The 12238-nt window shown below is 40.8% G+C and carries 10 protein-coding genes; all 10 read left to right on the top strand.

The window, feature by feature from the left end:
- Positions 1-33: 33 nt before the first annotated feature.
- The 10 genes from xseA (at position 34) to MHB38_RS11555 (ending at position 12120) form a co-directional block, all read left to right on the top strand.
- A complete protein-coding gene (gene xseA / locus MHB38_RS11600; RefSeq protein WP_017357964.1) occupies positions 34-1392 on the top strand; it encodes an exodeoxyribonuclease VII large subunit in 1359 nt (452 codons plus the stop codon).
- A complete protein-coding gene (locus MHB38_RS11595; protein ID WP_003215880.1) occupies positions 1376-1636 on the top strand; it encodes an exodeoxyribonuclease VII small subunit in 261 nt (86 codons plus the stop codon). Before xseA ends, MHB38_RS11595 begins: the two co-directional genes overlap by 17 nt.
- Positions 1620-2516, top strand: coding sequence for a polyprenyl synthetase family protein (locus MHB38_RS11590; RefSeq protein WP_218646142.1), 897 nt, complete (start codon positions 1620-1622; stop codon positions 2514-2516). Before MHB38_RS11595 ends, MHB38_RS11590 begins: the two co-directional genes overlap by 17 nt.
- A gap of 151 nt (positions 2517-2667) precedes the next feature.
- Positions 2668-4569: a 1-deoxy-D-xylulose-5-phosphate synthase gene (dxs, locus tag MHB38_RS11585; RefSeq protein WP_007501165.1), complete on the top strand. Its 1902-nt coding sequence runs from the start codon at positions 2668-2670 to the stop codon at positions 4567-4569.
- On the top strand, positions 4566-5420 hold the full coding sequence (locus tag MHB38_RS11580; RefSeq protein ID WP_048001394.1) for a TlyA family RNA methyltransferase: 855 nt from the start codon (positions 4566-4568) through the stop codon (positions 5418-5420). The genes dxs and MHB38_RS11580 overlap by 4 nt, the downstream gene beginning before the upstream one ends.
- A gap of 369 nt (positions 5421-5789) precedes the next feature.
- Positions 5790-6239 (top strand): transcriptional regulator AhrC/ArgR, encoded by a 450-nt coding sequence (gene ahrC, locus MHB38_RS11575; protein ID WP_007501163.1) that lies wholly within the window; start codon positions 5790-5792, stop codon positions 6237-6239.
- A 34-nt stretch (positions 6240-6273) separates the two neighbouring features.
- The gene (gene recN / locus MHB38_RS11570) at positions 6274-8007 is read left to right on the top strand and encodes a DNA repair protein RecN (RefSeq protein ID WP_113747197.1); all 1734 of its coding nucleotides are present in this window, start codon (positions 6274-6276) and stop codon (positions 8005-8007) included.
- A gap of 198 nt (positions 8008-8205) precedes the next feature.
- Positions 8206-9483, top strand: coding sequence for a SpoIVB peptidase (gene spoIVB, locus MHB38_RS11565; RefSeq protein ID WP_025207604.1), 1278 nt, complete (start codon positions 8206-8208; stop codon positions 9481-9483).
- A 283-nt stretch (positions 9484-9766) separates the two neighbouring features.
- Positions 9767-10570 (top strand): sporulation transcription factor Spo0A, encoded by an 804-nt coding sequence (gene spo0A, locus MHB38_RS11560; protein WP_008342226.1) that lies wholly within the window; start codon positions 9767-9769, stop codon positions 10568-10570.
- 449 nt (positions 10571-11019) lie between these two features.
- Entirely contained in the window at positions 11020-12120 is a 1101-nt protein-coding gene (locus MHB38_RS11555; RefSeq protein WP_007501159.1) for a Rap family tetratricopeptide repeat protein, read from the top strand.
- The last annotated feature ends 118 nt before the right edge of the window (positions 12121-12238 follow it).

The following is a 12238-nucleotide window of genomic DNA, read 5'->3' as shown; positions in this document are numbered from 1 at the left end:
TGAATGTGCGTTTTTGAAGAGGAGGAATACGTCATGAGTGAAAAAGCCTTTGTGACGGTCACAGCCCTTACAAAATACATAAAAAGAAAATTTGATGTTGACCCTCATTTAGAAGATATTTGGATCAAAGGTGAGTTATCAAATGTGAAGATTCATTCAAGAGGTCATGTTTATTTCACCTTAAAGGACGAAAATGCACGTATGCAAGCTGTTATGTTCCAGCGCTCCGCGTCCAAGCTGCCTTTTTCACCAAAGAGCGGAATGAAAGTGTTCGTACGTGGCGGAATTCAAGTCTACGAACCGAGCGGAAGCTATCAATTATATGCAAAAGAAATGCAGCCTGATGGTGTTGGTGCTCTTCATCTTGCCTATGAAGAGCTGAAGAAGAAACTAGCAAGTGAAGGCTTATTTGATGAGCGCTATAAAAAAACAATTCCTGAATTTCCAGAGGTTGTTGGTGTCATTACATCCCCAACAGGAGCAGCTGTTCGAGATGTCATTACCACGATCAATCGGCGCTATCAGCAGGCCAAGATCATTGTGCTTCCGGCATTAGTCCAAGGAGAAAATGCTCCGCGTTCGATTGTGGAACGGATTAAAGAAGCCAATGAAAAACAGCTTTGTGATGTCTTGATTGTCGGGAGAGGCGGAGGATCGATTGAAGAACTTTGGGCCTTTAATGAAGAAGCAGTCGCAAGAGCGATCTTCGCATCAGACATTCCAATCATTTCTGCAGTTGGGCACGAAACAGACTTTACCATTAGTGATTTCACTGCAGACATGAGAGCACCCACACCAACAGGAGCAGCAGAACTAGCTGTTCCAAGCACCGCTGATTTAATTGAACGAATCAAATCAATCGACATTCGGTTAACAAGAGCGGTGAAAAATCGAACGTCACAAGCAAAAGACCGTCTTGTGGCACTTCAATCCTCTTATGCTTTCCGTTTTCCAAAGCGATTACAAGAGCAAAAAGAGCAGCAATTTGATATGGTATTTGATCGTTTTCAAAAACAGCTGACAAGACAAATGGAACAAAAACGCAGTCAACTTGACCGCCAAACATATAGACTGAAGCCGCTTCATCCAAAAGAGCAGCTGCTTCAGGCGAAAAAACGTCACGCCAATGAAACAGAACAGCTCGTTCGGAGCATGAATGTGCAAATGAAAACAATTCATTCGCAGTTCCAATCGGTTCTTGGTAAACTAAATGCATTAAATCCGCTTCAAGTCATGGAAAGAGGCTATAGTTTAGCCTATAAAGAAGATGAGCTCATTAAAAGTGTGAATCAAGTAGAAACGAAGGATCAACTGACGATTACAATGAAGGATGGACGTCTGATTTGTGAGGTTATTGAGAAGGAGGGCAATCATCATGACAGAATCAAATAAACAAAAAGAAGAACAAATGACATTTGAAGAGGCCATGAAAGGACTTGAAGAGATTGTGGGAAAGCTCGAAGAAGGCGATGTACCGCTTGAACAAGCCATCCACTATTTCCAAGAGGGTATGACACTCTCAAAACTTTGCCATGAAAAATTACAGCATGTTGAAAAGCAAATGGATTTCATTTTAAAAGAGGACGGTGAACTGGCTCCTTTTTCAGTGAAGGAGGCAGATGCTGGTGACAAGTAACTTAAACGAATTTTTAACAACACGAAAACAAGCAATTGAAGATTATTTATTTACATATGTGCAGGAATTGTCTATTCCAGAAGAGCTGAAATCTTCTATGCTTTATTCTCTGAAAGCTGGCGGAAAAAGACTGCGTCCTGTGCTTGTTCTTGCTCTTTTAAATGCGTATGGAAAAAGGGAAGAAGACGGTATACCAGTAGGCTGTGCAGTGGAAATGATTCATACGTATTCGTTGATACATGATGATCTTCCTTGTATGGACGATGATGATCTGCGCCGAGGAAAGCCGACCAACCATAAAGTATACGGCGAGGCAACAGCTGTTCTTGCAGGTGATGCGCTGCTCACTGAAAGCTTCCGTCTGATTACATCGCAATTATCTGACGATGTACCTGCTGATCAAAAGCTTAGAATCATCGATGAACTTGTTACATCAGCAGGTGCACTCGGAATGGTTGGCGGGCAATTTGATGATATGGAAGCAGAACAGAAACAAATCCCTCTTTCTGAATTAGAATCGATTCATGCCCGCAAAACAGGAAAGCTACTCACCTTTAGTGTGGTTGCTGGTGCGATACTGGCAGGTGCATCTGATGATGAGATCGAAAAGCTGAGAGAATTCAGCTATCATATTGGCATTGCTTTTCAAATCCGTGATGATATTTTAGATCTTGAAGGCAGCGAAGAGAAAATAGGAAAGCGGATCGGCTCCGATACAGCAAATGAAAAGTCGACATATCCTTCTTTATTAACGCTTTCAGGAGCAAAAGAAAAGCTGGATGAACATATCACTCGTGCGAAAGAAATTGTCTCAAATCTTGAGTTGGAGCAAAACTTGCTGCATGATTTATGCGATCTGATTGCCTCACGAGATCACTAAAAACAGCCTAGATTTGAGGGTCCTCGAGCAATTGTGGTAAACTGTAAACAGTTTATCATGATGAGACAACTCTTATTCCTGAATTGGTTTTCATAGGAATAAGGCATTATATATGTAGATAGAAATTTTGTTGAAAGCGAGTTGATCCTGATTGGATCTTTTATCAATAAAAAATCCAACGTTTCTAAAAGGAATGTCAAATGCAGAATTAGAGGAGCTGAGTGCGGACATTCGCACGTTTTTAATTGAGTCGTTAGCGAACTCTGGTGGGCACATTGGTCCAAACCTTGGTGTCGTTGAACTTACTGTTGCACTTCACAAAGTATTTGACAGCCCGAAAGACAAATTTCTTTGGGATGTTGGACATCAGTCTTACGTTCACAAGCTGTTAACTGGAAGAGGAGCCGAGTTTGATACGCTTCGTCAATATAAAGGGCTCTGCGGGTTCCCTAAACGAAATGAAAGTGAACATGATGTTTGGGAGACTGGACACAGTTCAACCTCATTATCTGGTGCAATGGGAATGGCAGCAGCGCGTGACATTAAAGGAACAGATGAATACATTCTCCCGATTATCGGCGATGGTGCACTAACCGGCGGTATGGCGTTAGAAGCACTGAACCATATCGGGGATGAAAAAAAAGACATGATTGTGATCTTAAACGACAATGAAATGAGTATTGCGCCAAACGTTGGGGCGATCCATACAATGCTTGGCAGACTACGTACAGCTGGTAAATACCAATGGGTAAAGGATGAGCTTGAATACTTATTCAAGCGTATCCCAGCAGTAGGCGGGAAGCTTGCTGCAACAGCAGAACGTATCAAGGACAGTCTGAAATATTTGCTTGTCTCTGGTATGTTCTTTGAGGAAATGGGCTTTACTTACTTAGGACCAGTAGATGGACATTCCTATGAAGATTTGTTTGAGAATCTTGAGTACGCAAAGAAAACAAAAGGCCCGGTTCTCCTTCATGTCATCACGAAAAAAGGAAAAGGCTATAAGCCGGCCGAATCTGATAAGATCGGCACATGGCACGGAACAGGCCCATACAAAATCGACACAGGTGACTTTGTAAAACCGACAGCAGCTGCACCGTCATGGAGTGGTCTCGTCAGTGAAACCGTCAGAAAGCTGGCAAGGGAAGATGAGCGGATTGTCGCAATTACACCTGCAATGCCTGTTGGCTCAAAGCTTGAAGGGTTTGCAAAAGAATTCCCTGAGCGAATGTTTGATGTTGGAATTGCAGAGCAGCACGCTGCAACAATGGCTGCTGGACTTGCTACACAGGACATGAAGCCATTTTTAGCGATTTATTCAACATTCCTCCAAAGAGCCTATGATCAAGTGCTGCATGATATTTGTCGTCAAAATCTCAATGTGTTCATTGGAATTGACCGTGCAGGTCTTGTCGGTGCAGATGGAGAAACACATCAAGGTGTGTTTGACATTGCTTTCATGCGTCATATGCCGAATATGGTTCTCATGATGCCAAAGGATGAAAATGAAGGACAACATATGGTCAACACAGCCATTCAATATGATGATGGTCCAATCGCCATGCGCTTCCCGCGTGGAAATGGACTAGGCGTCAAAATGGATGAACAGCTGAAAACCATCCCAATTGGTTCTTGGGAAGTTCTTCGTCCCGGGAAAGATGCTGTCATTTTAACATTCGGTACAACCATTAAAATGGCGCTGCAGGCAGCAGAAGAACTGCAAAAAGAAGGTAAATCAATCCGTGTTGTCAATGCACGTTTCATTAAGCCTCTTGATGAAGGCATGTTAAATGAGATACTGTCTGAAGGTTTGCCAATTTTAACAATAGAAGAAGCGGTGCTTCAAGGTGGATTTGGCAGCAGCGTATTAGAATATATTCACGACAAAAAAGCGTCTCATATAAAAGTAGAACGTATGGGCATTCCAGATGAATTTATTGAGCATGGAAGTGTCGATGCGCTACTTGAGGAAATTGGACTGACGAAAACACAGGTTGCTGAAACGTTACGTGACCTGCTTCCCGCAGCACCAAGAAAAGGAATTGGATCATGACATCAAAGAAAGAACGACTTGACGTTTTATTAGTCGAACAAGGACTAATGGAAACGAGAGAGAAAGCAAAACGCGCCATTATGGCAGGGATCGTTTACTCAAATGAAAACCGTTTGGATAAGCCAGGAGAAAAAATCGCTCGTGATACCCCGCTGACTGTGAAGGGGAATCCGCTGAAATATGTCAGCCGAGGTGGGCTAAAGCTCGAAAAGGCACTTCAAGAATTTGATTTAACCGTTGAAGGAAAGCTTTTAATTGATATCGGCTCATCAACAGGGGGATTTACAGATTGCGCACTCCAAAATGGAGCAGTCAAATCCTATGCTGTGGATGTTGGCTACAATCAGCTTGCGTGGAAATTACGACAGGATGATCGGGTGATCGTCATGGAACGCACCAACTTCCGCCATTCTGTTCCGGCAGATTTCACCGAAGGATTACCAGAGGTTGCATCTATTGATGTATCATTTATCTCGCTCAAACTCATTCTTCCCGCATTAAAGCATATTCTTATCCCAGGCGGCGACTGTATTGCGCTAGTAAAGCCGCAGTTTGAAGCGGGCAGAGAGCTTGTTGGAAAAAAAGGCATTGTGCGAGAACCTTCTGTACATCTTGGTGTGCTAGAAGAAATGAATCAATTTGCTGCAAAAGAAGGCTATGATGTAAAGGATGTTTCTTTTTCACCCATTACAGGCGGAGATGGAAATATCGAATTTCTCCTCCACTTGGTCCTGCATTCTGATCAAGAAGAGAATACGGCACTTCCAGTATCTGAACTTGAAAAAGTCGTCAAAGAAGCCCATGCCGTATTGAAAGAAAAGAAAAACAGTCCTGAGCCGGCTGACACATGAATTATTGAAACAAAAGGAATAATAGCAGCTCGCTATTATTCCTTTTAGATTGTTGACAAAGGGCTAAAATGAACTTGATTTTAGCCCTTTGTCTTCTTTTCAGCGTGATAGAAAACCTTTGCAGTCTAGGAAGGACGAGCACTGGCGCGGAGCGAATTTGGCATTCGTGAGCACCAGAGCGCAGGACTGACAAAGAATGCGAGGGTTTGTCTACATGCTGAACGGAATAATCGCTCGCTATTATTCCTTTTTACATGGTCAAAAGATCAGAATTAACCGTTTCTCACGTAATGCTTGTTTTTTGAAGTGTGCATCATATAACATAGAACGTAAAGACAAACTGAGATTCTAACGCCTAGGGGGGTCAAAATGAACAAAGGTCAAAGACATATTAAGATTAGAGAAATTATCGCAAGCCAAGAAATCGAAACACAAGACGAATTAGTCGATATTTTGAAAGCGGATGGATATAACATCACACAGGCGACCGTATCAAGAGATATCAAAGAACTGCATTTAGTCAAAGTGCCAACAAATAATGGAACATATAAATACAGCCTTCCTGCAGATCAGCGGTTTAACCCGCTATCAAAATTAAAGCGTTCCTTAATGGACGCATTTATTAAAATGGATGCTGCCAGTCATTTAATCGTTCTAAAAACAATGCCTGGGAACGCTCAAGCCATCGGTGCTTTAATGGATAATTTAGATTGGGAAGAAATTATGGGAACCATTTGTGGGGATGATACCATCTTAATCATTTGCCGCACGCCAGACGATACGGATACCGTTTCGTCCAAAATTTTAGAGCTTCTATAAAGAGATCAGGTTTACAAAAAGAGGTGTCAAATGAGTGTTAGCAGAACTAACCATTAAAAACTTTGCAATCATTGAGGAGTTAACGGTTTCGTTTGAAAAAGGACTCACAGTTCTAACAGGGGAAACAGGTGCCGGAAAATCAATCATGATTGACGCTGTCTCACTTCTCGTAGGGGGAAGAGGATCATCCGAATTTGTCCGTTATGGCGAAAAAAAAGCAGAGCTTGAAGGTCTTTTTCTTGTACCAGCAGATCATCCTGTATTTGCCCTTTGTGAGGAGCAAGGAATTGATGCATCTGATGAAATGATGATTCTTCGCCGTGATATCAATCAAAGCGGGAAAAGCATTTGCCGCATTAATGGTAAGCTTGTCACCATCTCGCTTTTAAGAGAAGTTGGCCGGCTTTTGCTTGATATACATGGACAGCACGATAATCAGCTGCTCATGGAGGATGAAAATCATTTGCATTTGCTTGATCAATTTGGAGCAGAAGAAATTGCACCTGCTCTCTCGCAGTATCAAGAAGCGTATGATCAATATATGAAGACAGCGCAAAAGCTCAAACAGCTGTCTGAAAATGAACAGGAAATGGTTCACCGGTTAGACTTATTGCAATTTCAGCTGGAAGAGATTGAAGCGGCACAATTAGAGCCTGGAGAAGATGAGAAGCTTCAAGAGGAACGTCATCAAATTAGCAATTTTGAAAAAATCTTTTCCTCGCTTCAAAACGCATATAATGCTCTGCGTAATGAGCAGGGAGGACTTGATTGGGTTGGAATGGCTTCAAGCGAGCTTGAGCAAGTTTCTGAGATCAACGACGATCTGAAAAAGCTCTCTGAGCAAGTGTCAAACTCCTATTATTTATTAGAAGATTCTACTTTTCAAATGCGCAGCATGCTTGATCAATTAGAATTTGACCCAGCCCGTCTTGATTTTATTGAGTCTAGGTTAAATGAGATGAAGCAGCTGAAGCGAAAGTACGGCACAACCGTTGAGGAAATTTTAGAATATGCGGCTAAGATTGAAGAGGAGATAGACCAAATCCAAAATCGAGACAGCCATTTGCAGACACTTAAAAACAAACTTGACGCGATAAGCCGGGATGCATTGCTTGAAGCGCTCAACGTGTCAGAGCTCCGTAAAAAATGGGCGAAAAAACTGGCGAAGCAAATTCAAGCTGAATTGAAGGATTTATATATGGAGAAGTCTTCTTTTGATACCGCTTTTACGATTCGATATGCACCATTTGGCAGTACGGACTGCCCGCTTTTAGATGGAAAACCCGTACAGCTCGGGAAAAATGGCATAGATCAAGCGCAATTTGTCATTTCTACAAATCCGGGTGAACCGATGAAATCTTTGTCAAAAGTAGCATCTGGAGGAGAAATTTCGCGTGTCATGCTGGCAGTGAAAAGTATTTTCTCAGCGAAACAAGAAGTGACGTCCATTATATTTGATGAAGTGGATACGGGCGTTAGCGGCAGAGTAGCACAAGCCATTGCTGAAAAAATTTATAAAGTAGCAGCAGGTTCACAAGTACTCTGTATTACCCATCTGCCGCAAGTCGCAGCAATGGCTGATACACATCTTTTTATTTCTAAACGCGCTAAAGCTGGTAGAACAATGACGAACGTCAAACCACTAAGTGATGATGAAAAAGTGAGTGAAATCGGCCGAATGATTGCTGGTGTAGAAGTCACTGAGCTCACAAAACAGCATGCAAAAGAATTACTGCACCAAGCAAATGATGTCAAAACGACAGGGTAGCTGAAACAACAGCTGCCTTTTTTATATTGTCTCATATTCGCCGTATATACGCATGAATTCGTCTTTTTCTTTTATCAATTTATCCAATCATTTTCTAAAGGTGTCGGTTATAAATCCTCGCTAAGAAGGCAAAAGTAAAGATGTAGCCAAAACATTAATGTTCTGGTGTGGGTAAGGAGCGAGGAGAGTGAAAAATGAATGCCCGAAAAGATGAGAAAAGCCATTGGTGTGATTCTCCTTGTTTCTTTAATAAGTACAGGGTTTATGAGCATAGTGAAGGAATATATCAGCATTCCAACAACTGTCGCAGTATTTGAACACGAGAAGCATTCGATTGATACATCCATTGAAGCGTCAGCCAATGCTTCTTCACCAGCCTTTAGTCTTTCAGAGAAAAAGAATCAACTTGAAGTAACGGGACAAAAGGCGGGAAAAGCCGAAATTGTTTATGATTTTAAAGGATTTCCTATTAAGAAAACAAAAGTCGATGTTCTTCCCGAATTAAAAGTCATTCCTGGAGGACAATCCATTGGCGTCAAACTCCACTCTGTCGGAGTTCTCGTTGTCGGTTTTCATCAAATCACAACAGCAGACGGCAAAAAATCACCAGGTGAAGCCGCAGGCATTCAATCAGGGGATATGATCATTGAGATCAATGGTCACAAAATGGAGAAGATGAATGACCTCACCCCATTTATTCAGAAAGCCGGAAAAACGGGGGAAACCCTTCATTTACTCATAAAAAGAGACCATAAAACCTTTCAAACGACATTAACACCCGCGAAAGATGCAAGTGAAGGTACTTATCGAATCGGTCTTTATATTCGTGATTCCGCAGCAGGAATCGGGACGATGACCTTCTTTGAACCATCTTCTAAAAAATATGGCGCCCTTGGGCATGTGATTTCTGACATGGATACAAAAAAACCAATCGTGGTCGACAATGGTGAAATTGTCAGATCAACTGTCACATCCATTGAAAAAGGGACAGGAGGCAACCCTGGAGAAAAATTGGCCAGGTTTTCTTCCGAAAGAAAAACGATAGGTGATATTTCACGTAACAGTCCATTCGGTATATTTGGTACGTTAACCGAAAAACTTGAAAATCATGTAGCAGACAAACCACTTCCAGTCGCATTATCAAATGAAGTAAAAGAAGGTCCAGCCGAAATATTAACGGTTGTGGACCATGATAAAGTAGAGAAATTTGATATTAAAATCGTCAGCACAACACCACAAAAATTCCCGGCAACAAAAGGAATGGTGCTTAAAGTAACGGATGAGCGCTTATTAAGCAAAACGGGCGGGATCGTTCAAGGAATGAGCGGTAGTCCGATCATCCAAAATGGCAAAGTCATTGGAGCGGTCACTCACGTGTTCGTCAATGACCCGACAAGCGGATACGGCGTACACATTGAATGGATGCTGTCAGAAGCAGGAATTGACCTTTATCAAAAAAACAAAAAAGCAAGCTGATGAAAAACTGCCGCGAATCTTCCGGCAGTTTTTTTCTACCCTTTCTTTCTCTTCCATCATGTTATAAAATAAGGAAAAAGAGATTTTTCGACAAAATGGAAAACAGTGTGTTGTCAAATTGCAATAATCGTCGATTCATTAAGAAAAACGTAGAAAAAGCTAGATAATGCTCTATTATTCGGAAAATTAAACTTTTTTAAAGGGGATAGCATGGTTTTGTCGAATTGAACACTCAGAAGAGAAATGCAAAAGACTAAGGAATCGACATTGGGGAGGAAAGAACGTGGAGAAAATTAAAGTGTGTGTAGCTGATGACAATCGAGAACTTGTTGGCCTTTTGACAGAGTATATTGAGGGACAGGAAGATATGGAAGTACTTGGCGTGGCGTATAATGGTCAGGAATGTCTGACATTATTTAAAGATAAAGAGCCCGACGTTCTCCTCTTAGATATTATCATGCCTCATTTAGACGGTCTTGCTGTACTGGAACGCCTCCGTGAAAACAATGAAATGACCAAACAGCCAAGTGTCATTATGCTGACGGCTTTCGGACAAGAAGACGTAACGAAAAAAGCAGTCGATTTGGGCGCATCCTACTTCATTTTGAAACCATTCGATATGGAAAACCTCGTAGGTCATATTCGTCAAGTCAGTGGAAACGGCACACAAGTCAGCCATCGATCTTCATCTATCCAAAACAGTGTCCTTCGCAGCAAACCTGAACCGAAACGTAAGAACTTAGATGCGAGCATTACGACGATTATTCATGAGATTGGCGTGCCAGCTCATATTAAAGGCTATTTATACTTAAGAGAAGCCATTTCGATGGTGTACAATGATATTGAACTACTTGGCAGTATTACAAAAGTATTGTACCCAGACATTGCAAAGAAATTTAACACGACAGCCAGCAGGGTAGAACGAGCGATTCGTCATGCCATTGAAGTGGCTTGGAGCAGAGGGAATATTGACTCCATTTCGTCACTCTTTGGCTACACAGTCAGCATGTCAAAAGCCAAACCGACCAATTCAGAATTTATTGCGATGGTGGCTGATCGTCTGCGTTTAGAGCATAGAGCAAGCTAAGTCAACGTCCATAAAAAAACGTTTCTTCAATGAGGCGTTTTTTTATTTTTGTAAAATATTGCTAAAAAATGGATATGTTGATAAAATCATCTTTAATGTTTAAATTGGACAAACGGGCTGCTTTATTTTCAGAATAAAATGAAAAATAAAGCATGAAAGAAATGAATAGGACATAAAATAGTGGTAATCAGCTACGCTAATCAATTGGCTTATAGAAGAAGAAAACGCTCATTCGTAAGAAAAAGGATGAGAGGAAAAGGTCTTATGTAATTAGTAAATAAAGTAAATGAGATCGAAAGTTCTATTTCTATTGACCCGATTGGTTGGCGTTTTAAAGTCACTGGCTTCTTAGAGATTGTGCCATTTGAACTGAATATTCCCATTGTCGAATTTAATAATTTTCACATTCTTTTACTATGCTATAATAATGAAAAGAAGAGGGTGAGGTTATGGGAAAGCTGAAAATCCACTCTGCTGAGGTTGCGAACGAAATTAGCAAGTGGACGAGGGTCATTTCTCAGAATGACCTAGAAAAATCTGCTGTCTATAAAGAGAAAATTCAGAATTTGCTAAAAAATACAGATGAGGATCGAGAAGTTCTTCTTTATTATCAGCTAGTCGACGGCAGACATGAAATGTTACTTGGAAATATTGAAAAAGCCAATCAGATTATGAAAAGTGTCGGAACGCTGGATGAAAAAGCAGATGACATTATTAATTTTTATTTTTACTTTTATAAAGGCCAATATGCTGCCTATGTCAAAAAATATGATGAGGCGATTAGTTTTTATAAGATTGCTGAGCAGCGGCTAAAACGTGTGAATGAAGATCTTGAAGTAGGGACTTTTCATCATAAAGTCGCTTCCATTTATTACGAACTGAAGCAAAATTTCATTTCCATTAATCATATTAAAAAAGCCATTGATACGTTTAAAGCGCATGAGGAATATACCGCACAGGCGATTGACAGCTTGATCTTACATGCAAGCAACTGTATTGATTTACTACAGTTTGATGAAGCTGAGGAAAAGTACCAAGAGGCACTTGAGAAAAGTAAGCGCATTAACAATGAAGTGCTGATTGGGAAGTGCTATCACAATTTAGCGGTTCTTTATTACGCAAAACATGATTATGAAAAAAGCGCACAATACGCTAAAAAAGGGATGAGCATTCAAATTCATCGCGACAATAGCCATTATTTCATCCAATCTTTATATGTTCTCGCAAATGCCTTAGTTCATTTAGGGGATCATGAGGCAAAAGAATATATTAAAGAGGGGATTCAATATAGCTGCGATATCCAAAATAATGAATATATAGTAAAATTTGAAATTTTGGATTTGATGTGCGAAAATAGTGGAGCAGCAGACGTATTCTCTGAAAAATTAGACTACATAGAAAAAAATAGATTATATGTGGAGCTTGAGGATTTGTCTGAACAAATATCGAAATACTTCAAGGAACGAAATGATTATCAAAATGCCATTCGTTTTCTTGAAAAGAAATTCGATGCACAAATACTTCAAAAGAAAGTGGAGGTTATCTTATGAAAAAGTTGTTGTTAGGTGTAACAATCGTTACAGCAGTCGCAGTTGTTTCTTCCCTTTTTGCTCTTGACGCAGAGACGACAGAGCAAGCCATCAGAGCGATTACGTGATCGAATTTACC

It is taken from the genome of Bacillus sp. FSL K6-3176, from assembly GCF_038003325.1.
Taxonomy (GTDB): domain Bacteria; phylum Bacillota; class Bacilli; order Bacillales; family Bacillaceae; genus Bacillus; species Bacillus altitudinis.
Note: the sequence above shows the minus strand (reverse complement) of the source record. Positions and strands in the feature narration are given on the sequence as shown.